This is a genomic window from Phormidesmis priestleyi ULC007 (assembly GCF_001895925.1).
In the GTDB taxonomy this organism is placed as follows: domain Bacteria; phylum Cyanobacteriota; class Cyanobacteriia; order Leptolyngbyales; family Leptolyngbyaceae; genus Phormidesmis_A; species Phormidesmis_A priestleyi_A.
The window spans coordinates 127,767-151,559 of sequence record NZ_MPPI01000011.1 but is presented as its reverse complement, the minus strand read 5'-3'; the positions used below and the strand labels follow the sequence as shown (position 1 = coordinate 151,559).

Below are 23,793 nucleotides of genomic sequence, written 5' to 3'. Positions count from 1 at the left end.
TATGTCTAACAATCCAGAACAATCAAACAATCTCACAGATCGAGTTGAATCTTTAGAAGTTGACATGCTTGATGTCAAAGTTTCTCTAAATCGATTAGTTGATATCACCTTTGAAAATCAGCAACAGTTAAGATCCACCATGCAAGCCGTCGATCGTTTAGCAGATGTGCAACTGCAATATATGCAGCACACCGACAGCGCAATAACCTCGATCAACGCCGCGATCGAACGCATGGATCGACTGTTTGACTATCTCCTGAGACGAGACGGTGAACGCACTCAGGAGTAAGCGTTCTGCCTGACGAGCCTGAGCATAGGCGAAACAGATAGCCAATAGCGGCTACCTGTCGCAGAGACTCAAATTAATAGTTATTCCGTCATCGTATCCACGATCGACGTACTTTTTCGTGCGTTTTTACTGCCAGTTTCTATCAGAAATGCAGCGCAATTGTAGTTATTGGATTGAGAAATTCAAGGAGGATTATTTCCAGCGTGGTAGCTCTGAAACCACCTGGAGAACAGAGTACTGGAAAATGCTAAAACTCCTTCCTCCAGAAGCGAATCTAACTCCTAAACTGCTGCATAAGTTAGTAATATCAACCGAGGTTAATACTCGCACTCGCATCCGAGCTTGTATGGTAGCTGGACAGCTTGCCCACTTTGCAAAACTCAACTATGACCCCTCACCCTACAAAGGAAAGTACTCCTCTAAAAGCGTTTCCCCTCGCAATATTCCCAGTGACGATCTAATTGTTGATTGGTACGATCGCCTCAAAAATCCTAACTGGAAATGGGTTTATGGAATGTTGGCAACATACGGACTCAGACCCCATGAGGCTTTCAGACTTGACCTGCCTCAGCTGAGGCTTGGAGATCGCATTCTCTGGGTTGAGAACGACACTAAGACTGGGAGCCGTCAAGTCTGGGCATTTCACCCTGAATGGTTCGAGCAATTCGACCTCTCCCTGGTGCGGCTGCCCAACATCCAGCTAGACCGAACCAACGATCGGGTAGGGCATAGTGCAACCGCCTACTTTAGTGATTTCGGCTTGCCCTTTCATCTCTATGATCTCCGTCACCGATGGGCAATCAGAACGCTGGAATACGGGCTAGACATTGGGTTAGCAGCCAAACAGATGGGACATTCTCGTGAGGTGCATGAACGCATCTATCATCGATGGATCAATGCCACCATTCACCAGCGCGCCTATGAGTTGATATTGAGTCGAGACGATCGACCGCGCCCACCAGTGAGGCAAGAAACCGCAAAAAAAGAAGAGGGGCAAGACCGTTAAAAGTCTTGCCCTTCTTACATTTAGCTGCATACCCCCAGGGGAATTCGAATCCCCGTCGCCTCCGTGAAAGGGAGGTGTCCTAGGCCTCTAGACGATGGGGGCGTATTTCACACTTTAATCACGTTAGCGGATCGCCCTGGGTTTGTCAACCCCTAGACTCAAATCCCTAGAAATGACGATGTAGACTCACATAAATAGCCACCCCTAGAAGTGTCCTCTCAGAAAACGCAAGGATTACAAAACCTATTAAGTTAAAAACAAGGGGTATGTCTACCCGCTTTACGAAGCCTCTACTCGTTTCCTACTGCGCTCATGATCTCGCTCAACCCCATGACCTCGCTGAATTCCGATTGTGATAGCCCTTCCACGCATCCAAAAGCGGCTGACGTTGTTTTGCCAACAAACTGTCAGGTCGATGAAAATCACTTGACGATCAAGCAGAATAAAAGGACTGGTAGAAACGCTTCCCATCCCCCAATGAATGCAAAGGCGAATTTTGCGAGTTCTCGTCTCTCACCTTGGCTGGCTTCTCTAGTCTACCCAATGGGGCGCTATGGATTGCTTCCGTTCTATTTTCGACGAATCGAAGTATCAGGTCGAGAGCATCTTCCGGCGAAAGGCCCGGTAATCTTAGCTCCAACGCATCGTTCGAGGTGGGATGCTTTCATGGTGCCTTACGCCGCAGGTCAAGACATCACAGGACGGACATTACGGTTCATGGTGACGGCAGACGAAGTGAGGGGACTTCAGGGTTGGTTTATTAGACGGTTGGGAGGGTTTTCGATCAACACAAACCATCCCGCGATCGCCAGTCTTCGTTATAGTGTTGAGTTGCTGCAAAACGGGGAGGTGTTGGTGATCTTTCCAGAGGGGGGCGACTTGCGGGGAAACCGATCGTGTAAGCTCAATCGACTGCAACCTGGTCTGGCGCGTCTAGCTCTGCAATCAGAAGCAAGCCAGGCTGGTCTGGGAATTCAGATCGTACCCATTAATATCTCTTATAGCTGCCCTTCAGTTCCCTGGAGATCAACGGTCAGGGTTTGCATTGGTGCCCCGCTTAAGGTGGCTGATTACAGTTCTCAATCTTCTAAACTGGCAGCAAAGCAGTTGACCACCGATCTCGAACGTACACTTCAAGATTTAAATGCCTGTGGAATTGAAGAAAAAGGCTAACTTTCGAGGACAGGATCTAAGCTTTGTATTATGCCCAGAAGGAACTGAGTTTGTCCCTTCTGGGCTTCTTATAATGAGTGATGAGACATCTTCTAGGCAACGGCTTTTGTAACGTTTTGCTGTCGAAGCTCAACCTCTCCTTTCAAAAACTCATCTACCTGAACCCCGATCTCATCACGGACAATCTGGCGATATTCTATAAAATGCTCAATTTGGGCACAGACCGCTAAATAACTGCTCACTCCTCCGGGATTATGACGATACATACTCCCCAGGTTGCGCCAAAACTGCCAGCGAGTTTTGCGAACGATGCCCTGCCGCCAGCAAATCGTCAAGAGCGCCCGGATCATGATCCAATTCACATTCTTTCGGGTTGCTTTGCCCTTATTAGGATAGGTTGCTTCTCCTAGAAGACGATAGTGACGATAAGTGCGATCGAGAAACCGTTCAGGATCATACAACTGCCAAAATGCTTCAACATATTCTTGAGCAATGCCTTCTAGAGGTCGGGTTGGCACAAAGTTCATTAAGGTAGTCTGATTGATGTTGGCAGACTTGCTGCGTAACCTGCCTTCTTTTGCAAGTCGATGCCAAAGTGCCGTATCGGGGAGCGCTTGCAGCATGCTAAACAGCGCCGTCGGAATGGACGTTTCTTCTACAAATTTAACGATGCGCGCCCCGGCTCCTGGTTTTTCTCCATCAAACCCGATAATGAATCCTGCCATGACTCGTAGCCCCGTGCGAGTAATGGTATGTACTGCGTCACTGAGCGAATCTCGTGTGTTCTGATATTTTTGAGTCAGGGCGAGGCTATCTTCATCTGGGGTTTCAATGCCTAAAAAGACAGCACCAAAATTGCAGAGTACCATCAAATCCATCAGTTCTTGATCCTGCGCGAGATCAACAGAGGCTTCTGTAGCAAAGGAAAAAGGATAGTGATGTTCTATCATCCAAGGCTGGAGTTCTTTGAGAAAGAGTTTGACGTTACGCTTATTACCGATAAAGTTGTCATCTACCATAAAAATGCTGCGTCGCCAGCCGAGTTCATAGAGACGATCGAGTTCTGCCAACAGTTGTTCAGGAGTTTTGGTTCGAGGTTTGCGACCATAGAGTACAATAATGTCGCAAAATTCACACTGAAAAGGACACCCCCGCGAGAACTGAACTGACATCTCAGCGTAAGCATCAAATTCGAGCAAGTCAAATCGGGGAACCGGGGTTTGGGTCACATCTGGTTTAACCCCATCCGATCGAAATATGCCAGAACGATCGCCTCGTGCAATTGCTTCGATAAATAAGGGCAGCGTGATTTCTCCCTCATCTAAAATCAAGTAGTCAGCGCCTGCCAGCTTTGCTTCGTCTGGCAGTGCGGTTGGATAAGGTCCACCCACAGCAACTTGCTTGTTCCGACGCTTTGCCTCTTGAATCTGATCGAGCAAATCCTCTTTCTGCACAATCATGGCAGAAAGTATTACTAAATCTGCCCAAGCCCATTCCGCTTCTGTGACTAGAGACACATTGCGATCGACTAGCTTAAACTTCCACTCTTGTGGCAGCATTGCAGCAACGGTGACTAACCCCAAGGGTGGCAGCATTGCTTTCCGGTCAAGCAATGCCAGCGTTTTCTCAAATGACCAAAAACTTTTAGGGAAGAGAGGATACAAAAGTAAAACGTTCATGTTAAGCCTAGCTAGTATGGAATTGAATCAAGCTGCGATCCATGAGGTTATAGAGTAGCGATACTAGTCAAGCCTTTCTCAACTCTTAAGAGAGACTTGATTATTAGAAAAATGTTCCACCAGCACATCACTATTTATTAATAGGTTAAAGCTAGAGGGCGATCGCTGAACGAAATCTCTGACGCGTCCCAGCAAAAAGCCCTCCACGCAAGTGGAGGGCTTTTCTATGTCAGACCGATTCTACCAAGGAAAGCTCAACCGTGGATAGCAGGCGCAGACAAAGCCACAGGTGCCACATCGCCCGATGCTAGGTCAAGCGGGAAGTTGTGGGCATTCCGCTCGTGCATCACTTCCATCCCCAGGTTCGCTCGGTTGATCACATCCGCCCAAGTGCTAATCACTCGTCCCTGCGAATCAATGATGCTCTGGTTGAAGTTGAACCCGTTCAGGTTGAACGCCATCGTGCTGATGCCCAACGCCGTGAACCAAATGCCGACGACGGGCCAAGCGCCGAGGAGGAAGTGCAAGGAGCGACTGTTGTTAAACGACGCATATTGGAAGATCAACCGCCCAAAGTAGCCGTGCGCGGCCACAATGTTGTACGTCTCTTCTTCTTGCCCAAACTTGTACCCCGCGTTCTGCGATTCGTTCTCGGTCGTCTCTCTCACTAACGAGGAGGTCACCAACGAACCGTGCATCGCACTAAACAAGCTACCGCCGAAGACTCCAGCGACTCCCAGCATGTGGAACGGGTGCATCAAGATGTTGTGCTCAGCTTGAAACACCAACATGAAGTTGAAGGTGCCACTAATGCCCAGGGGCATGCCGTCCGAGAACGAGCCTTGTCCGATCGGGTAGATCAAGAAGACTGCGGTTGCCGCTGCAACAGGGGCAGAGTAGGCAACGCAGATCCAAGGACGCATCCCCAGGCGGTAGGACAGTTCCCACTCCCGTCCCATGTAGCAGAAGATGCCGAGCAGGAAGTGCAAGACCACGAGTTGATAAGGTCCGCCGTTGTAGAGCCACTCGTCTAATGAGGCGGCTTCCCAAATTGGGTAGAAGTGTAAGCCGATCGCGTTCGAGGAAGGAACGACCGCGCCAGAGATGATGTTGTTGCCAAACATCAAGGAGCCAGCGACGGGTTCACGGATGCCGTCAATGTCGACCGGAGGGGCAGCAATGAAGGCGATGATAAAGCAGATGGTTGCAGACAGCAGGGTAGGAATCATTAGGACTCCAAACCAGCCGACATACAAGCGGTTTTCGGTGGAGGTGACCCAGGAGCAAAACTGCTCCCAGAGATTTGCGCTTTCGCGTCTTTGAATGGTGGTCGTCATGGTGAATAATTACGGGTTGTGTGTTCCGAGTGGAACGGGATGTATGTCATTACATTAACCCCTTTGTTAAGCAATGTATACGATCATCTATACAGGTTCTCTGATGCTAGAGATAAGTAAGGCTTATATTTGAGCATTGTTTATGTCGAGACGCTATTCATCGTCGATCGTGGCTGCTTGTCTCATGCGACTGAGAAAAGTCCGCAATCGATCGCTCTGAGGGTTAGTCAGCACCTCACGGGCAATTCCTTCTTCAGCAACGCGACCTTGATCAAGAAACATCACTCGGTCTGCAACGTCACGGGCAAACTGAATCTCATGAGTTACCACAACCATTGTCATTCCATGTTCTGCTAGGGTCTGCATCACCTCCAGCACTTCCCCGACTAGTTCTGGGTCGAGGGCACTGGTCGGTTCGTCAAACAGCATTACCTTCGGTTCCATGCAAAGACTGCGGGCGATCGCAACTCGCTGTTTCTGTCCCCCAGACAATTGTTCTGGATATACCGCCGCTTTGTCTAACAAGCCCACCTGACTAAGATAGTGTTGCGCTCGTTCTCCGCTCTCAGAGTGCGACTGACCTAAAACTTGGCGAGGGGCAAGCGTTAAATTATCTAGCACACTGAGATGGGGAAACAAATTGAACTGCTGAAAAACCATGCCCACATTCGATCGCAATTCCCTGAGCTGTTTGTGGGTCAGGCTCGTTTGAGAAAGATTCATCTCGTTGACGATGATCTCCCCGCGATCAATGACTTCAAGTCGATTGAGACAGCGTAGCAGCGTACTTTTGCCGCAGCCTGACGAGCCAACAACGGCTAATACTTCTCCTCGATTTACATAGCCGCTAATGCCCCGTAAAACTTTTAGGGAACCGTAGTTTTTCTCAACTTGTTCAAATTGAATCACGCGGGAAGAATTCATAGCAGCTTTCATGTCAAAGAAGAATATTGGACTCTAGACAGAGTTATGATCGCGCTCAAATACCTCATTCTAGAGAGATCTGCATTGTTCGCGCTCCCCACTAATAGAGATTTTTGTCATGATTCAGTTTCGAGGCACCCGATTTCTACGATCGCTGCTGTTGAGTTTGCTGTGTGTCTTGATCATCGGTGGCGTGGGCAGAACGCAAGAGAAACCAGTGTTAACGGTTGCCATCGAGCCTGTTTTTGCCCCGTTTGAATTTAGGTCACCCAATGGTGAAATTCAGGGATTTGACGTGGATTTGATTCGGGCGGTGGGTGAGGCAGCAGGATTTGGGGTTGAGTTCCGCAACATCACCTTTGATGGCATTATTCCTTCTTTGCAAGCAGGCACGGTGGATGCAGCCGTTGCCGCGATGACGATTACAGAAGCGCGATCGAAGGCGGTTTCTTTTTCGCGACCTTACTTTAAAGCCGGACTCGCGATCGCAGTCAGGAAAGGAACTCAAGGCATCAAGACCTTGGATGATTTGAAGGGGAAAACGATCGCCGTTCAGATTGGCACAACCGGAGCAAAGACGGCTCAAGCGATTCCTGGCGCTAAAATTCGCACGTTTGATGCCGCAGTTTTAGCCCTTCAAGAACTGAAAAATGGCAAAGTAGATGCGGTAATCCAAGATTCGCCAGTGACGTTATATGCCATCAAAACAGGTAATCTTGAGGGCATTGAAGTCGTGGGGCAACTGCTAACGGAAGAGTTTTATGGAATTCCGCTGCCGCTCAACTCTCCGAACTTGTCGCGAGTCAATCGAGGGCTTACCACCATCTTGCAAAACGGGACTTACGCTCAGATTTATCAGAAGTGGTTTAATGCCCAACCGCCTCAATTACCAGAATCTGCATTTGCCAATGCTCAGACGGCTCAAAAAAAGCCACCATTGGGATCGCTAAGTCTGATTCTGAGCGCACTCCCAACCTTGCTCAAAGGCACCCTGATTACGCTTCAACTCGCTGCTGTCTCAGTGTTTCTAGGATTAATTGCAGGTTCACTGATTGGAATTGCTCGTCTATCTACCATTAAACCTCTAAGCTGGGCAGCGAGAGCTTACATCGAGTTCTTTCGAGGAACGCCTCTGCTCGTGCAGATCTTTATGATCTATTTTGGGCTTCCACCCATCTTTCAATCGATCGGGTTGAGCTTCACGTTTAATCAGTTTACGGCAGCGATCGTTGCCCTTAGCTGCAATAGTGCAGCTTACATTGCAGAAATTGTCCGAGGGGGAATTCAGTCGATCGAGACGGGTCAATCTGAAGCCGCGCAGTCTTTAGGATTAGACTCTGTGCAAACGCTGCAATACGTAATTTTTCCCCAAGCAGTTCGACGGATGTTGCCGCCTTTAGGAAACACATTTATCAGCTTGCTCAAAGATACAAGTCTAGTCGCGGTGATTGGCTTTGAAGAAGTATTCCGACAGGGAAATTTAATTGTCGCCGAGAACTATCGCCCCTTTGAAATCTATGCAGCAGTTGCATTCATTTATCTAGCGTTAACGCTGCTTTCATCGCAAGGGTTCAGCTTTTTAGAACACTGGATGGACCCCGCAAAGCGGCATCAATCTGTGAAACATTAACACGGTGGCATTAATTATTTCTTGAGTTGGGGTTTGCTTGCCCTTGCAGAGAGGAACGATCGCGCCACAGCGTAATCGAGTTGTTAATCGGCTGTAGCTGTGCGCCCGGAAAATAAAAACTCAGAATGCGATCGCTCGTCCAGCCCAGTTTTCCTAAGTTGTAGGAACCTACCTGACTTAACCCAACGCCATGCCCCATACCGCCTCCAACAAATGCGTAACCTTTAAGCGCTTTATTTTTGTCTACCAGCGGCTCTAAATAAAACAGCAAGCTGGCAGGTGCCTCAAACGCATTTAACACATCATCTTTTTCTAGCTCGATCGTGCCTCGATCGGTCGTGACGGCTAGTTTTAGAACTCGTCCACCTAACGATCGCTGTGTCACCTGCAAGTTCCGAATCGTTTTAAAGCTGGCGAGAGAATGTTGAACGCTCTTTAAGTAAGAGTGAAGCTCTTGATTTAACTGAGCCAACGTAGTGTCATAACGCCAACGAAACATATCGGTGCCATCTTCGTTAAAGCCTTTCTTTTGACTGATAAAAGCGCGCAAATTCTGTTCGTTTGACAGACTGCGATTCTTTAAATCCCAAACCGGGTTAACAGAATCGATCACTGCACGCAGATAAGGACGATCCCAACCGCGCCAAACATCGCCAAAAGCAGCCGTTACGCCACCCGTTGTTGAAGAGTAAAGCGCATCGACCAACTCATTTTGATAAGTGAGAACCTGACCGCGCGTTGCCGCGATCGCTTGATCCGTTGCCGGAACCGCTCCATCAATTCCCCAATAAACCTGGCATTGAGTCGTGGCACACAGTTGATAATTGTCGATCGCAAATCGTCGCAGATTTCTCAATACATAAGTGCGGGCAAGAATTGCCTGAGCTTCTAATACAGGTTGAGGTGCCCAGCCGCCAATCTCGTGAGGGACAACTCCCCGCACATACGTTTCTAACGGCACCACATTGACGAGCGTAGAGTTGCCGTAAGCATTGGGCTGTAGTCGCAAACTCCCGGCGTAGGTGTGACTCGGCTGATCGTCTTTTTCGCGATCGACTCCAATCTGACCGTTTCCAGCCGTGATATCTAGCTGGTCTCGCGTGTAGCGATAGCCATTTAACACAAAAGACGGGCGCGGCACCTGTTTGAGAATTTGGGTATCAATCCGGGCAGTTTGGATGCCTTTTGCTTGCAAACTTTGCACTAATAACCGTCGTAATAGCGGCGTATTGTAGGTACTGCGTTTTGCCCAAACCTGCCAGCGATCGGGTTGAGCCAATTCAACTTCAATGCCTTGGGCGTGCCACTGTTCAGCCTTTGCTTCTGCCGTCTCAAAACTGCGATGGGTGCTGAAGACCACCCGTTCTTCAACCTGAGCCTCTGGCAAAGATTGCATCACAGTTTCTAGCTTCAGGCTCGACGTAATTAGGGTTTGCGGCTTACCGTTGGTGTTAAACCGCAGAGTCAGGCGATCGCCCGGAGCCGCCTTTAAGGTCATCACATCTTTGGCTTTGTCTCCAAACCGTTGCACCACGCCAATTTGTAGCTCTACATCAGTGGCAGCTTTGACCGGGCGAGTTGCAACAGTCAGACAGAGAGCAGTCAGTGCTGCGATCGACAGCCGATTAAAGGTGATTAAAGTCCTGATCACGGTAGCTCCTCGCTCGTGCAGAAATGGTAAGCGGTTCTCTGTCTAAAGATATACGTTTTTGATTGTAATCGTCTTATGGCGTGTGAGCGATTAAGCGTTTACAGAAATCAGAAGTTCAAGGATCAACTCGACGAGGTAGCGCTCATCGCTTACTGGCATTCAGGATGGTGAGTCCGACAATTTCATCATCATCGTCATAGCGAATCACAATGTCACTATCTGTCAACTCGCTATCACTAGCAGATTTTGGTGGGCTGTAGAAGTCAATGTAGAGAACATCAGCTTCTGAGTCGTAAAGCAAAAGGAACGGGCGTTTGGGCAAGCCTTGTAATACAGGCAAAAACTTGAGATAGTCTTGCGCTTCTTGAAAATTGGCTATGGCCATAGTTGCTGCCTTCTATTGAGAGAATTGATTCTTCGAGTTGGAAACGCAGTGATCACAAAACCATCCTCATTTTCCTCTCGATAAACGACAACCAACCATCGATCGGGTTCTAGTTCTCGCAGTGCCATTAACGCACCTTCGTTGCCTGCAAGGATGCGATCGGGTTTAGAAAGGGTATCGAGAACAAACTGTTGCTTATCTGCCAGAATGGTGTGTCGTTCAACGATATGTTCCCACCGTTCATCGGGTAGTCGAATGGTAATACCATTGCGGGAAAGGGCGATCATGTTTCTTTTGTACCGATACGCGATCGCAAGTGTCGCTCCTTTAGTTTAAATCCCCGTCGCCTCGGTGCTGCCTGCGATTTTCGGATTGTAGATTTAGAGAGCGATCGCCTTGTGGAGTGGATTTTGGAACAGCGATCGCCGTTGGACTTGTTGTATTTTTATGGAAGGCGATCGACCCATCCACATCAGCTATGCTTCTCAACACAAGCGAAATATTTGGGCGTTTACAGCAAAAGGTTTACCTACTAGACAAAGCATAAAAGCCTGGATAGAGCAAGCTAAGATGTTAGATAGCTCCTGTCTCGATTCATTCTTGCTGAGTTAATCACATACATTTTTCGACTAAATTTGCCGATAAGGAGCAGCATGATAGAGGTAAGAGCAAAGATAAGTGGAAAAGAAAACGCCAGGGCAGATTTGGGTGAAGCAAGATCAAAACCTGCTTGGTTAAAAAACCAGCACTTTCTACCTTTTCAGATGCTTAGTCCAGATGAGTTTGAAATCTTCTGCTATCTACTGTTGCTGCGCGAAAATCCGCAAGACAACATCTATTACTATGGAAAAACAGGTGATGCTGGTCGAGATATAGTTTGGCATAAAGATGATGGTTCTATAGAGCTTATTCAGTGCAAACGTTATCAAATCAACGTAAGTATTAATGAAATTCGCACTGAAATTGCAAAGCTATATGTCAATTGCCATAAACAGGTGATTCCTGAAAAGCCAACCAGCGTAGTTTTTTATGTTGTTCCAGATCTAACTGCACCTGCCCAAGATCTTATACTTCATGCCGTAAAGTGGCTCGAAATTGCTGAAGATGTGTTGAAAAGTTATTTGAAGAAACAATTCAGCAGAGAATTGCTTGAATTTGCTCTAACTTGGAGACCAGCACTCTCTAGACAAACAGCTATTGAATTAACGGAGAGAGCAAAAAAGCATCAAACTCTAATAGAGGAATTCTTTGGCTACCAAAAGGTTATTGATACAACAGTTCTTGACCAATTCCGACATGAAGTGCTTGAGGAATTTAGAAAGACTCAAGCACTTCTTTTACAACCAAAATCACCAAACGCTTCAGTTGCTCTTCAGAGTCTGCTTGTTAAAGCAGAAGAAGAAAACCTAGGACTTAGCTTCTCTATTAGTCAAACTTCTCAGAGTAGTACCGTCATTTTGACTGCTAAACCATCTGCTGGAGCAGTTCAGTTTGCAAGTTTGGTTTTTTCAGATACGGAATCGGGAAGTAGAGGTTTAGAAAAATTCAGGCTATTGACAGAAGAAGGTAGACTGATTGAGCTAGAGCCGGATGAATACAATTGGCAATGGAAAATGAGATTACCTGAAATAGGCTCACCTCCTTTTAGGCTAACAACACTCAAGTTGATTCCCAACGTTCCTGAATATCAAATTCCCTGTCGTGTCGAGGTTTTACAGGGTAATGAAGTTATTTGCACGGTTCCCTTTACTTACTTTCGTATCTTAAGGATTGGAACAAAAGAAATAGAATTTTGCATAATTGGTGGACAGTTGCAAGGAGAACTATCATTCGTCTCTTCTTTCGAGAGAAACAATACTCTTCTCACTTACAAAGGATTCAGTCTATGCTCTATCCCGGTAAAACAAGCCAAATCTGCTATAGAGTTAATGCTGGCACTTCACACACACGGCAAATTAAGGGTGATTTCATTAAAAGACGAAGATGTTCTGATAAAAGATGTAGAAGCTAATGAAAAGAGTAGTAACTTTGCTAAGGAAGAGTTTGAAAATGCATTTAGATTTCTTGAGAAACTGGACAAAGTTAATCAGGCTTTTAACCTTAACATTTTATATCCAGAGGATATGTCTGCTGAGATAGAAGAACAAGCAGATGTAATAGTGAACGCTATAGAGAAGGGGAAAGTTGAACATACCGAAGGTACGGTTTCCTTGTTCTACACACCTAAGCAAGCTTTGGAAGTTTTAGAATCTTTTGAGAGTAATGGAAATTTTGAGCTTACCCTAACAGCAGAAACACAATACTCTCTCCTGGATCAGAAATTAGACATGGGAGAAACTGAAGTAACACTTATAGGTGTTTCTCTTATTGAAAATGCTGAACTAAGTAGAGCAACTTTTACGGAAGCGCAGAACTCAGGATTAGAAAAAGTAGATATACGCCTTAGATACAGCGGATCTATAGAGAAATATTGCCGTTGGTTTAAAGAAGATAATCAATAACTCCGCCGCAAGCGGACGGCGTATGAGACAACCACTTTTTAGCACTTCTTACGCCTCAAGGGGCAGGAAATCTACCCTTGATGAGATTAAAATATTTGCAACTCATAGTCATAACGAGTATGATATAGAGGCAAGGCAACTAAGAACACGATGGTTAGAATTCAGGAAGTCCCGATTAACCAGATTCGTCGTCCGCTCTTTCGACAAAACGATCAGGAAAAAGTCGCTGCACTCATGACCTCGATCGCTGAAATTGGTTTACAAGAACCCATTGATGTCTTAGAAGTAGACGGTCAATATTATGGGTTTTCGGGCTGTCACCGCTATGAAGCGTGTAGTCGTTTGGGGCATGAGACAATTTTGTGCAGAGTTCGCCGTGCGCCGCGATCGATTCTGCAAAAACATCTAGCCTAAAGTTGAGTCACTTTCAATCACACATTACTAACTAAAGAAACCCTATGCCTACTAAAACTTCTGGTATGCCTATTGACCTTGGCATTGATCCCCAAAAGCGCCAAGAGATTGCCGAAGGTCTATCGCGTTTGCTTGCTGACACTTATTCGCTCTATCTCAAAACTCACAACTTCCACTGGAACGTGACTGGGCCGATGTTCAACACCCTTCACCTGATGTTTGAGACTCAATATACCGAGTTAGCGCTTGCCGTAGACTTAATTGCAGAACGCATTCGATCGCTGGGCTTTCCCGCTCCTGGCACCTATAGCGAATATGCAAAACTTAGCTCGATCGAAGAAACTCCGGGCGTTCCCAAAGCTGAAGAGATGATTCGGCTGCTCGTGCAAGGGCAAGAATCTGTCGTGCGAACCGCCCGATCGATCTTCCCAGTCGTAGATGACGCAAATGACGAACCCAGCGCCGATCTCCTGACTCAGCGGATGCAAATTCACGAAAAAACTGCCTGGATGCTCAGAAGTCTGCTGGAATAGCGACGAGTTTTGAGCTATGAGTTAGAGAGTTAGTCTGCAACTCATAATGCTATGAATCGTCATCTAAATTACACCTCTCAGTTGCAGGATTTGATGCGATCGAGAGGTGTTTCTACGTTTAAAGAACTCAGTCAAAAAGCAGGCATTTCTGAAAAACAAATCAGGCGGCTGCGGCAGGGTCAAATTGGTCAGATGCGGCTAGAAGCGCTCCAAAAACTTAGTCAAGCCTTGCAGGTGTCAATTGCCGATCTTCTGACTACCTTTCTAGAATCTGAGAAGGAACCTACGCAAAACTCTGCTTCTCTGCAACGCGAATATCAACGACTGCAATCCCAACTCGTGCAGCAGCGAGAAGATCTCTGGCAAGAATTCCAGCAAACGAGCCTTCAAACCCTAGAGCCGTGGCTGTTGCAGTGGTCAGCCGCCACTTACGCAGCCCAACAAAATCCTCAGTTGAGCGCTGCAAAGCTATTGCCTTTGATGCGTCCGATCGAGCAACTTCTTCAACAGTGGGGCATCGAAGCGATCGGCGCAGTCGGCAGCGAGATTCCTTATGATCCCCATCGTCATCAACTGATGAGCGGCACTGCTGAATCGGGAGTATTAGTTCGAGTGCGTTATGCGGGCTATCAACAGCACGATCGTTTACTCCATCGCGTCAAAGTTGGCCCAGTCTTGTAAATCAGTCTCGTAGTCCAAGTCAAGAGTTCGCTCTTAAAAAACTCGACCTATTCATCCTAGCGTTGCAGAAGTCTTGATCCCTTGGTTAAAAAAGTTCTGCCGTAGTGTTTCATTAGATGTATAGTTTTCCTATTCTTAATTTTTAAGTAAGTACATGCTGAAACGTTTTCGCTCGTTGAGTTTGATCATTGTTCTAGGAAGTTTAACCCTCGCATCAACTGCCGATGCTGGGCTGTCTAGCACCTTAACGGCTGAAGTAGGCGGGTTGAGAAATCGCAACGGACAGCTTTGCTTTAGTGTGTTTTCAACGAGTCAAGGCTTTCCAACTAACGGCGCAAACGCAGTGCAGAAAAAGTGTGTGAAGATCACCACCAGCCCAATGAAAGTCGCCTTTAAACAATTGTCACCCGGACGTTATGCGATCGCCGTCTTGCACGACGAAAATAACGACAAACAGGCAAATCGAAATTTTTTGGGGCTGCCAACAGAAGGGTTTGGGTTTTCGAGAAACCCGACGATCGTGGCAGGCCCACCCAAGTTTACCGAGTCGGCAGTTTCTGTTGCAGGTCAAAATATAACAACCCAGATTCAATTAAAATACCTGTTGGGTCAGTGAATCGCTCCATACTATTTTTTTTAGCAGCAAATACAGACTCCATTGGGCTGATTAGAGTTCTCGACGCTTCATCCCTACGAGCGATGTTATCGGTATTTAGATTTGTTGCAATGGGAAAGTGAATCCGAACTGGAGTAGTGAATAAAATGCGTAAGTTAAACATTGGCTTAACAGAAGAGCAACGCAAAGGAGTGACTGAACTGCTCAACCAAGATCTGTCTAACACCTACCTACTGATTATTAAAACCAAAAAATATCACTGGGATGTGACTGGGCCTGAGTTTCGCTCACTCCATCTGATGTGGGACGAGCAATATCAGATTTTAAGCACAAGCGTAGATGCGATCGCTGAACGGGTTCGGATGTTGGGCGGCTTTCCGGTTGGCACGGCTGAAGGGTTCATAAAGTATTCCTCGATCAAAGAGCATACTGGTGACGTGCCCCCTTCTGATCAGATGGTGTCTAACTTGGTAGACGACCACGAGCAAATCATTCGCGGTCTGCGTGAACACATTGACAAATGTGATGAAGAATTTCATGACCAAGGCACCGCAGACTTTTTGACAGGCTTGATGGAAGGGCATGAAGAAATGGCTTGGATGCTCCGCTCCTTCATCGAAGGCAAAGCCATCCAACCCGATGGTCAACAAGCCCCTGCCAATCTTAAGTTTCCTGCGGGGGTCGGCAGCTAGTTAGTTGAGTTCTCTCACTGGTCAGTAAGTAGGCGTAATTAAACCTTAAAAGGGGATGAGCAATAAACTGTCTATCCCCTTTTCGCTTATAGAAGTGACGTAAGCATAAAGAGACGGGTCAAATTAGTCGGAAGCTCTCTGTTTAGACGCAACGGCAAGGCAGGACTAGAAAGCGATTGGGCATAGGCAGAAGTTAAGAACGGCGCGTAAGTTTTGGCTTCTGGACTTGCTTGTTTAATGAAAGCAAGGCTAACTCCTTGCAGCAGTCGGCGTAGCGGTTCAACGTCCTGACCGCGACGTTCTTTAACCAGCGTTCCCTGAACGATCGCGCCGCCAAAACTAGTGGGGTCACTAACGCTCAAGTGCGTACTTCCGATCGCAGTTAATAAATATTTTGGATTAGGTAACTGAGCAAACGGCTGAAGCTGTTGGCTAAATGCCGGAGCCAGCGTGTCATCAGTTCCGGTCAGAATCAGGGTAGGTGTTGCCACCTGCGACAGACCCGACTTGCCAAAAATCTGTCCGATCGCCGGGTTGAGAGCGATCGCTTGCCCAACTCGTGGATCTCGTAGGCTGAGACGATGCTCTGATAACCCCGTTGCAGCACATTGCAACCAGTCAGCCGGGACGCGCTGCAACAAATTGCTGCTCTGACAAAACTGGCGCAACTGATCTAGGTTTAGTTCTGCACCCGCTAATGCCAGCGCTTCATAGCCTCCCAAAGAATGCCCAATCACAGTTACTTGTTGAGTGTTGAGCTTGCCTTGAAGCGAACCTGATTCCTGATTGAGCCGAGTCAGTTCGTCCAAAATAAAGCGAATGTCTTGGGGACGATCGATAAACTCTTTCGCAGGAACCAGTTGATCGAGATTGAGCGAAATCGGCGAACTATTGCGAGACGTAGAAGGATGTTCGATCGCGGCCACAGTCAAACCGTGTGATGCCAAATGACGAGCCAGATAGGCTAAAAACTTTCGGTTTGCTTCAAATCCCGGCACCAGCACTACCAGCGAACCCTGCGTTTTTCCGCTCCAATAAAGATCGACGGGCAAACTGCGATTTCTGGCACGATCGTAGAGGGTAAGCGTCTGTTGCTGCACCAATTCCGCACCCAGAGCAGCGGGATCAAAACTCGATCGAAAGTCGGTGCCTTCAGTCTTTAGACTCCGCTCTAGCAATGAGCTAACCGCTTGACTTTTCCAATAAGAAAAATTGAGCTGGGAGGCAATTCCGATCGCTTGCGAAACGTCGATTGTCACGGTTTCTTGCGGGATCGCTTTGAACACTGCGATCGCATCTAGCCCATTTGCTTGTCGAGCCGCCAACCAAAAGCCCGCTTGAATTTGCTCAACGGTTAGCTCTGGCACCGCTTTCTGCAACGACGATAAAAGCTGCCTTCCTGAAGGCGACTTCAACAGGTCATTAACGATTTGCTCGCCAAAATTGGGGTCTAGCTGCAAGCGACTCGTGAGCAATTTTCGCACTTCTGGGGTCAGCACAGGTGCATAAAGTTGCAGCGTTGAGGAAACTTCTCCCGTTTTTGCGAAGCGTTCTAAATCTCCAATAGACACTGACTGCTCAAATGGGCCCAGGCGCAAATTTAACCGTTCTGCCGTCAAACCCGGTGTTGCAGCTCCGACAGCCAGCGCGATCGAGAGACTGCTAAACAAACTGTAGGAGAAGGGGTTCAGAAATTGAGGTAATCGTTTCTGTCTTTCTACGGATCTTAGGGATCGCTTCACAATTGTCGTCCTGTGCCAGTGCGTCATTCAACAGCTTAATTGTAGAACTGACACAAATTCTTCGCCCAGGTTCCCACGCGATTAGAAGCATTTCGCTCGATCGGCAAGCTCTAATCGTCTAAAAGCTCTACAGCTCCACCTATCACACCAGATTGAAGTGGATTGACTTGATCACGCTCAGTTCTGACCCATGTTTTCTGAGGACGAATCAGAAAATTAAAGTAAAGCGGAACCTTCCAGAGAATGTAGAAGGGGATCGCAAGTAGCTCACGTAGAGGCAGATCAGCCCGCCCAAACTTTGCCCACGCTGCGAAAATTGCACTGATCAGGACTAGCCCTGTGATCGCCAGCAAACCCGTTGGTATCCAGGATGCGCCAAAACACGTCGCTACCAAGGCACTTAAGCTAAATCCTATCCACAAGACCACCAGCAGAGAGAGTGGAGGAACGCACAGATCTAGGGCAAGGGCTAACAGATCGAAACGTCTTTTCTGCAACGCAGCTTTTAGCAACACAGGAACATAAGTCAAGATCGATTGAAGATGTCCATGCTCCCAGCGAGTTCTCTGAGTTTCAGCCGCTTGATCATGTTGCGGCAGACGACCCGTTACATTGGCATCTGAGCAAAAAACAGGGGCATATCCAGCGATCGTCAAATCTAAGCCGAGTTTCATATCTTCGACAATATGACTACTTGCTAAGTCAACCGAGCCAATGACCGACCAAGGAAACGCCATGCCTGTGCCCGTGAGTAAGCAGGGCAATCCCAAGCGCCCAAGCCCACTGGGACGAACCAGGTTTTTCACCTTGAAGGCAAAGGCAGAAATAGAATGCTTAGGGCTTGCGGAGGACGGCTGTTCCATCAAATAGGTTGCCTGCATCGGTCGTCCTGTCGCCAGCGCCCTCTGGGTCAGGGTTTCGATTGCTTTTGGCTCAACCTGGCAATCGGCATCAACGATCACAACCACATCAGGCGGGTCAGTTTCAGTAAAGCGCAATCCATAATCCAGGGCATAGCCTTTGCCGATGCGAGTCAAATCTTGACGCTCAATGACGATCGCACCTGCTGCACGGGCGACCTCTGCGGTTGCATCACTACAGTTGTCTGCAATGACTACGAGGCGATCCTGCTTTTTTAAGATGGCTAACAGCCCAACTAACGTAGACCGAATGCCCATTGCTTCATTGTGAGCAGGCACCAGCACCACAACTCTAGTATCTTGCCAAAGACATTGATCTGTGGGAAGGGATGTTGGGAAAAGAGCGGCAATGCACTCAGTCAAAAGAATAAGGCTCAGAAATAGAATGCCAAATGCACCGACGTATAGAACAGTATCAACTCCCAAAATCAAAAGCTGACTCATTGACATTAGTGATCACCTCGATCGATTCTTAAAATAGATTTAAATCTAGAGAGTCATGAGCAAGCAGACTCTACTTAACTTTTACCTGATTCTCTAAAGAGAGTAGACAATTGCAAGGGGGAAATCACGAGTCTCAAGTCTAAGATTTCTAGGACGTTCTATAAACCTTTTAGCTTATGGTCGCAAATCGCCCCTTCAGTAGACTGGGGTTGATCAAGCAGAGATTGTTTCTCGTAAGACCAGGGGTTTTGATAGAGCTTGAATCGCTGTTTAATGATCAACCAAAAAAACGGTAAGTCGTCAACAATGTATCGCTTCCAAAGTCTTTTAGGTTCACAGAGAGTTCTATGAAGCCACTCTAAACCTACCTGGCTCATCCACTTGGGCGATCGTTGAATGTTGCCTGCTTCAAAATCTATCGTCGCACCGATTGCGAGAAAGAGTTTAACGTTTTTTAGTTGATCTTTATATCTAGTGAGCCAGAGTTCTTGCTTAGGAGCGCCAACTCCGATCGCTAAAACGGTTGCTCCAGACTGATCAATCAGATCAATAATCTTCTGGCACTCTTCTTCATCTTTCTCAAAACCAAAAGTGGGAGAATACGAAGCAATAACAATATCTCGACCCACTTTCAAATTAATCTTTTTCTGAGCTTGCTTTGCAACACCTGGAGCCGCTCCTAGCAAAAAAACTTTGACGTTTTTGTCGTGCTTGTAATAAGTATAAAAAGCTGGAAAGAGATCTGAACCTGAGAGCTTTTCTGGGAGAGGCGTACCTAAAAAGTTAGATGCATAAAGCAAGACTTGGCTATCACAAACTCTGTAATCACTCCCTTGATAAGCTAAATAGAAGTCTTTATCTTTTTGCAGCTTGATGAGATGATCTACATTTGTGGTAAAAACAACACCACCGAAACGCAGTTTGTCTAGCAACTCAAGCATTGTGATGTTGTGGAGACCAATATTGAGTAATTTGACCTGTCCCATCGCACCCATCCTAAAATCTTCTATTACTATTCTTGAAGCACTAAGCTGAGAGCAATTAGGGCTTCTACTAAAAATTTGAGTAGCACAACCTACTTATGCGGCATACATTGAAGCATGGAAAGCTTTATCAAACTCTGGCTTTATGTTTCAGAAAACTCAGGAGTAGGGAAGCAGAAGTCGTTACACACCCATCCCTTGACCTCAGCCAGTACTCAGGAAAATTGCTCGATTTTGCTTATGTCTAAGTAGACTCGGTACGTACAATCTAAGTGGGTCTGTAAGGGAAGTCAACCTGCATATCTGCATATTTACTGAATCTTTATCTACAGTGTCAGTTGCTTTCTTGAAAACAAGTCGTGAAATCACGTATGATGCCAGGTCGTTTTAAGTAGGTAGTCAAAATTACTTAGACTCTTAAGGAAACTCAATAGTCTTAATTGTCAACCAACAAGTTTCAAGTGTCTTAAGCTGTCCTAGGAAATGATTATTAATACATCTACCTTTAGAGATACTTTAGAAGTAGATGTGTTGCTTTATTTACCTGCTGAACCACTCCAGCTTCAAAGCTCAATCGGCGGCTTCTAACGATCGGAAGACGCTAAACCTACCAAGCTAGTATTGACTTAACAGTAACTATCTCTGTATTTGACTTTTTTACTTGTCCACAAAGAGAAGTATCTTTAGCTAAAACGTTAGGGTAATAATTGCAGAACTAAAGGCGCTTATAGTTAATAAATGTAGAAAATCAATTGAGATTTTTAAACGCTATGGCTTTGAAGTATTCTTGCATCTAACATGTCCAAAATCTTGCTATCTTGGGCTGGCTCAAACTTTCTCGCAAAATGAATATCGTCTTGAATTAACACTGGATAATCTTTAGCACTGAGTGTACGAGGGCGACTGCTATCATCTGCACTGGCAAAGTCAAGATAACGCTTGCAGTCATTACAAAAATTGAACTGCCCACTGTTCATTAAGATGGTTTGTATAAATGACTCATTAGGGCACACCGTCCTTCGATAATATTCAACTACTTTCGGGTTTTCTTGAAAAAAATCGTATAGATATCTGACACATTTGCTGGAAAGAGCGTGATAGTAAGAGCCGCCGTAGCATAAGAATTTTTCATTAAATATCGGTAAGTGAGCATTAGCGCCCACCATCAAACAGTCGTAGATTGAAAAAACTCTTAGAAAAGGCTGAACTCTTTCGATCGCGAGTTCCAACCGACCCAGCACTTTGCCTTGAAGTGTCTGCTTAGAGATCACAAGGCCCGATCGCCAATACTGATATAAGTAGCGGTTACGTCCTTCCCGACTTCCCCAAGGATTTTCTTTAGTATCAGAAAAGGCTTCAAAATAGTTGAGGAAGCCATCATAGCGGGTCAGTTCTAAAAACTTCTCAATGACCGAAAGTGGCTGAGTTGGATAATCTTGACCAGAAAGATTAATCACCCAATCAAACTGAGTCTGATGAGCATAAGCCCACTCGATCGCGTCTAGATAACCCTGAAGCATTGAGAAATCTCCACGTCCTCCTTTACCTTCGAGCTTAAGCACTTGAGCGCCCAAACTTTGCAGTGGCTCCACATCTAAATGACTGACTGTATAGTCATGACTGATGATAATTTCCGAAGCTGAACTAGACGTTTTGATAATCTTAGCTAGGCGATAAATTTGTTCAGGATCTTTGAATGTTTGGATGATGTAGAGTATTTTGGTCATGGCACAGCTTCTAGAATTTATCTAAACAATTAAGCTAGCTGCTTAGGGAGTTTTAGGATTCAGCTCACAGCAGAAAGGATATTTCTATGTAGAATCAATCCAGATTATTTAAGCTCGTATTGAAGAATTCGATTCTGTTAATTCGTCTTTGTTCTCTTAACCATTAACTCTTCAACCTGTTCATAAAAACACTGAGGCAAAAGCTTAAGCACATAAGCAGCCCCTAGAGTCATCAGAGTGCGACGCGGCTGTTCTAGAATCATCTGCCAGTAATTCGATAGAGCACGATGCATCAGATTTGTAGCTGTCGAACCTGACTTCATTCGGACTGCGCTCCGAGCTAGATATCGCAGAGAATAGGCTCTAGCTGGCTTCTCCCACTGATCCATCAATTCTGGGGCATAAGTGCGAGTTTTCTCAATCACCTTCTCTAGAAAATCTAACTGATTGAGCAGGTTGGCAGACAAGCCTCCTGAGTTAACTCGGTAGAGCGTTAGGGCATCAGGAATTCCGGCGATTTGCCACTCAGTCTGAATTGCAACCCGTAACCAGCAATCAAGATCTTCCGCTTGCCGGAAACCTTCATCAAAGTAAAATGTTTCTTCGCTGCCGTTAAGATTGCCCTTAAAAGCGATCGCTGCCATTGTTTCCCGTCTCAAGATGGCTGCCGAACCATTCCCGATCGGATTATCTATCAGCAAATCGGACGGCTCAATCTGCTGCAATTTTGGCTTCGTATAGGTTCCTAGAGAAGTTCCAGCTTCATCAATAAACTCAGAACGACTGAAGCTGACTCCAACGTTGGGAAATTTCTCTAAGTGATCAATGTGCTTTTCTAATTTATTGGGTAGCCAGAGATCATCACCATCTAGTAAAGCTAGATAATCGCCTTGGGCATGACGAATCCCTGTATTTCTAGCGCCTGCTAGACCTCGATTGATTTGATGAATCATTTTGATTCGGGGATCAGTAAACTGTTTGCACACTTCAACACTGCGATCAGGAGAGCCATCGTCCACAAGCAGCAACTCAAAATTCTGATAGGTTTGCTCCAACACAGATAGAACCGTGTCAGCGATATAGCTCTCAACCTGGTAAACCGGAATGATAACGGAGACTTTTTTCATAATTTCTGTAGCTCCTAATTCATGCTCGACTCTGTTTGATATGAGGGAACGTGTAGTAAGTTGCCCAAAGCGTAAACAGCGGCATTGAGATCAGGTGCACAATCAGAACAGCAGACGCAACTCCGACTGCTTGCCACTGTACCCCAATCATCAAAGCACCGATAAATAGGGTCGTAAACAGAACATCCCAGCGCAAAACCAGGTGAGGTTTACCAGAAGCAACCAGCAGTTGGGAGGCTGCCTCTGCAAAGGGGCGAGGCAGCGCTGACAGGCAAATTAAGATCAGGACTGGAATGGCTACAACCCACTTTTGACCAAAGACGATCGGCACATAGAACGGAGCCAGACTCACTTGCAGAAAAACAAGCGGAATGATGATGAGTGCGATCTTTTTAAGGCTACTAAAATAACGCTGTTTGAACTTCTCAAAATCTGACCGCACCTCGCAGAGATAGGGAAAGGTTGCGGTTCCTAATGCACTGATCACGCTCAAGCTGATTCCTAGACCTGCATTGAAACCAAAGTAGTAAAGCCCCAATGCTTCGATTCCTAGGAATCGTCCAACAATTAGATAATCTAAGTTGTTTCTCAGAGTCCTAAGAAGTTGTACACCCAGAATGTTTTTGCCGAAGCCGAGAATTTCCTTCCAATGCTTAGTAGTGAAGGCAGAGGTCGGTCGCCACTGATGACTCACCCAATAGATGTAAACGCCGACTGGGGCGGCTATCACCCACGGTAAGACGATCGCCCACACGTGGAAGTTCAAAAGTGCAAAAATAATCGTAAGAACGTGGCTAAGTGAATTCTGAATCACGTTATGAATAGCCGTAATCTTTAAATTATTATCTCGATGAATTCGGGCAAGTTTGACTGAGGAAAAGGGCCAAATTAAGTAAGGCAATCCTGCAACACAAATTAGCGGGATCAACGTGCTGTTGTTATAAACCAAGGAAATTGGGAAAGCAGCCAGACACTGAAGGAGAAATAGCCCGATAAACACAACCCAATTCAGCCAGTACCCAGAATTACTGAGTTCTTCTACCTCTGCTTCATCTGCCTGAATGATTTTTGAGTTTACACCAACATCAATAAACACGCGGGTAAACTCGGAGACTGCTGACACAATTGCTGCCAAGCCATAGTCACCAGGGCTTAGAAGACGCGCCAAAGCGACCGTTACTCCCAGTCGAACAAACCGGAGAATTAACTCAGAGCTGCCCAGCCAGCCAATATTACGGACAAATTGGCTAGAAAGTTGTTCCCTAATTTTGCCCCTAAATTGCTCTGCAAAACTCATGGTTGGTGACAACTGAATGGATAGGAAGGGTCTAGATTTGCC

The 23,793-nt window shown here is 46.4% G+C and carries 23 protein-coding genes and 1 tRNA gene; 11 read left to right on the top strand and 13 right to left on the bottom strand.

Annotation, left to right across the window (positions count from 1 at the left end; translation table 11 throughout):
• The first annotated feature begins 1 nt into the window (after nucleotide 1).
• Both BRW63_RS12220 and BRW63_RS12215 read left to right on the top strand, forming a co-directional pair.
• Nucleotides 2-289, top strand: coding sequence for a hypothetical protein (locus tag BRW63_RS12220; protein WP_073071466.1), 288 nt, complete (start codon nucleotides 2-4; stop codon nucleotides 287-289).
• Nucleotides 290-533: 244 nt separating this feature from the next.
• Nucleotides 534-1,295, top strand: coding sequence for a site-specific integrase (locus BRW63_RS12215; RefSeq protein WP_223257367.1), 762 nt, complete (start codon nucleotides 534-536; stop codon nucleotides 1,293-1,295).
• A gap of 29 nt (nucleotides 1,296-1,324) precedes the next feature.
• Here BRW63_RS12215 and BRW63_RS12210 read toward each other — a convergent pair.
• Nucleotides 1,325-1,397: transfer RNA gene (locus BRW63_RS12210), tRNA-Glu, on the bottom strand.
• A 375-nt stretch (nucleotides 1,398-1,772) separates the two neighbouring features.
• Here BRW63_RS12210 and BRW63_RS12200 point away from each other — a divergent pair.
• Nucleotides 1,773-2,468 (top strand): lysophospholipid acyltransferase family protein, encoded by a 696-nt coding sequence (locus BRW63_RS12200; RefSeq protein ID WP_073071462.1) that lies wholly within the window; start codon nucleotides 1,773-1,775, stop codon nucleotides 2,466-2,468.
• 92 nt (nucleotides 2,469-2,560) lie between these two features.
• On the opposite strand, the gene BRW63_RS12195 is transcribed toward BRW63_RS12200, so the two are convergent.
• From BRW63_RS12195 to BRW63_RS12185, 3 genes are all read right to left on the bottom strand, one after another.
• On the bottom strand, nucleotides 2,561-4,147 hold the full coding sequence (locus tag BRW63_RS12195; protein ID WP_073071461.1) for a B12-binding domain-containing radical SAM protein: 1,587 nt from the start codon (nucleotides 4,145-4,147) through the stop codon (nucleotides 2,561-2,563).
• Nucleotides 4,148-4,401: 254 nt separating this feature from the next.
• Nucleotides 4,402-5,484, bottom strand: coding sequence for a photosystem II q(b) protein (gene psbA / locus BRW63_RS12190; protein ID WP_073071459.1), 1,083 nt, complete (start codon nucleotides 5,482-5,484; stop codon nucleotides 4,402-4,404).
• A 153-nt stretch (nucleotides 5,485-5,637) separates the two neighbouring features.
• Entirely contained in the window at nucleotides 5,638-6,408 is a 771-nt protein-coding gene (locus tag BRW63_RS12185; RefSeq protein WP_073071457.1) for an amino acid ABC transporter ATP-binding protein, read from the bottom strand.
• A 118-nt stretch (nucleotides 6,409-6,526) separates the two neighbouring features.
• Between BRW63_RS12185 and BRW63_RS12180 the strand changes: the two genes are divergently transcribed.
• Nucleotides 6,527-8,038 (top strand): ABC transporter permease subunit, encoded by a 1,512-nt coding sequence (locus BRW63_RS12180; protein WP_073071455.1) that lies wholly within the window; start codon nucleotides 6,527-6,529, stop codon nucleotides 8,036-8,038.
• Between the two features lie 10 nt (nucleotides 8,039-8,048).
• Here the strand turns inward: BRW63_RS12180 and BRW63_RS12175 are convergent, their stop codons facing one another.
• The 3 genes from BRW63_RS12175 to BRW63_RS12165 all read right to left on the bottom strand — a co-directional run bounded on the left by BRW63_RS12175 (nucleotide 8,049) and on the right by BRW63_RS12165 (nucleotide 10,361).
• Nucleotides 8,049-9,689 carry a SpoIID/LytB domain-containing protein gene (locus tag BRW63_RS12175; RefSeq protein ID WP_223257366.1) on the bottom strand — a complete coding sequence of 547 codons (1,641 nt, stop codon included), beginning with the start codon at nucleotides 9,687-9,689 and terminating at the stop codon, nucleotides 8,049-8,051.
• Between the two features lie 142 nt (nucleotides 9,690-9,831).
• On the bottom strand, nucleotides 9,832-10,074 hold the full coding sequence (locus BRW63_RS12170; protein ID WP_073071452.1) for a DUF2283 domain-containing protein: 243 nt from the start codon (nucleotides 10,072-10,074) through the stop codon (nucleotides 9,832-9,834).
• Complete coding sequence (locus tag BRW63_RS12165) at nucleotides 10,065-10,361, bottom strand: hypothetical protein (protein WP_073071450.1); 297 nt, start codon at nucleotides 10,359-10,361, stop codon at nucleotides 10,065-10,067. Before BRW63_RS12165 ends, BRW63_RS12170 begins: the two co-directional genes overlap by 10 nt.
• Before the next feature lie 109 nt (nucleotides 10,362-10,470).
• Here BRW63_RS12165 and BRW63_RS27665 point away from each other — a divergent pair, with 109 nt between their 5' ends.
• The 7 genes from BRW63_RS27665 to BRW63_RS12135 all read left to right on the top strand — a co-directional run bounded on the left by BRW63_RS27665 (nucleotide 10,471) and on the right by BRW63_RS12135 (nucleotide 15,511).
• Nucleotides 10,471-10,686: a hypothetical protein gene (locus BRW63_RS27665; RefSeq protein WP_143162048.1), complete on the top strand. Its 216-nt coding sequence runs from the start codon at nucleotides 10,471-10,473 to the stop codon at nucleotides 10,684-10,686.
• Between the two features lie 41 nt (nucleotides 10,687-10,727).
• Nucleotides 10,728-12,575: a restriction endonuclease gene (locus tag BRW63_RS12160; protein WP_073071449.1), complete on the top strand. Its 1,848-nt coding sequence runs from the start codon at nucleotides 10,728-10,730 to the stop codon at nucleotides 12,573-12,575.
• A gap of 150 nt (nucleotides 12,576-12,725) precedes the next feature.
• A complete protein-coding gene (locus tag BRW63_RS12155) occupies nucleotides 12,726-12,989 on the top strand; it encodes a ParB N-terminal domain-containing protein (RefSeq protein WP_073071447.1) in 264 nt (87 codons plus the stop codon).
• 44 nt (nucleotides 12,990-13,033) lie between these two features.
• Complete coding sequence (locus BRW63_RS12150) at nucleotides 13,034-13,522, top strand: Dps family protein (protein WP_073071445.1); 489 nt, start codon at nucleotides 13,034-13,036, stop codon at nucleotides 13,520-13,522.
• 51 nt (nucleotides 13,523-13,573) lie between these two features.
• Nucleotides 13,574-14,203, top strand: a complete 630-nt coding sequence (locus BRW63_RS12145; RefSeq protein ID WP_073071444.1) for a helix-turn-helix domain-containing protein — start codon at nucleotides 13,574-13,576, stop codon at nucleotides 14,201-14,203.
• Between the two features lie 154 nt (nucleotides 14,204-14,357).
• On the top strand, nucleotides 14,358-14,819 hold the full coding sequence (locus BRW63_RS12140) for a DUF2141 domain-containing protein (protein WP_073071442.1): 462 nt from the start codon (nucleotides 14,358-14,360) through the stop codon (nucleotides 14,817-14,819).
• 146 nt (nucleotides 14,820-14,965) lie between these two features.
• A complete protein-coding gene (locus BRW63_RS12135) occupies nucleotides 14,966-15,511 on the top strand; it encodes a Dps family protein (RefSeq protein WP_073071440.1) in 546 nt (181 codons plus the stop codon).
• Between the two features lie 86 nt (nucleotides 15,512-15,597).
• On the opposite strand, the gene BRW63_RS12130 is transcribed toward BRW63_RS12135, so the two are convergent.
• From BRW63_RS12130 to BRW63_RS12105, 6 genes are all read right to left on the bottom strand, one after another.
• Nucleotides 15,598-17,253, bottom strand: coding sequence for an alpha/beta hydrolase (locus BRW63_RS12130; RefSeq protein WP_223257365.1), 1,656 nt, complete (start codon nucleotides 17,251-17,253; stop codon nucleotides 15,598-15,600).
• A gap of 110 nt (nucleotides 17,254-17,363) precedes the next feature.
• The gene (locus BRW63_RS12125; RefSeq protein ID WP_219898506.1) at nucleotides 17,364-18,617 is read right to left on the bottom strand and encodes a glycosyltransferase family 2 protein; all 1,254 of its coding nucleotides are present in this window, start codon (nucleotides 18,615-18,617) and stop codon (nucleotides 17,364-17,366) included.
• Nucleotides 18,618-18,775: 158 nt separating this feature from the next.
• Nucleotides 18,776-19,603, bottom strand: a complete 828-nt coding sequence (locus BRW63_RS12120; RefSeq protein ID WP_073071555.1) for a WecB/TagA/CpsF family glycosyltransferase — start codon at nucleotides 19,601-19,603, stop codon at nucleotides 18,776-18,778.
• Between the two features lie 758 nt (nucleotides 19,604-20,361).
• The gene (locus BRW63_RS12115) at nucleotides 20,362-21,327 is read right to left on the bottom strand and encodes a beta-1,6-N-acetylglucosaminyltransferase (protein WP_073071437.1); all 966 of its coding nucleotides are present in this window, start codon (nucleotides 21,325-21,327) and stop codon (nucleotides 20,362-20,364) included.
• A gap of 137 nt (nucleotides 21,328-21,464) precedes the next feature.
• A complete protein-coding gene (locus tag BRW63_RS12110) occupies nucleotides 21,465-22,454 on the bottom strand; it encodes a glycosyltransferase family 2 protein (protein WP_073071435.1) in 990 nt (329 codons plus the stop codon).
• Nucleotides 22,455-22,473: 19 nt separating this feature from the next.
• Nucleotides 22,474-23,751, bottom strand: coding sequence for a lipopolysaccharide biosynthesis protein (locus BRW63_RS12105; RefSeq protein WP_073071434.1), 1,278 nt, complete (start codon nucleotides 23,749-23,751; stop codon nucleotides 22,474-22,476).
• Nucleotides 23,752-23,793 lie beyond the last annotated feature (42 nt).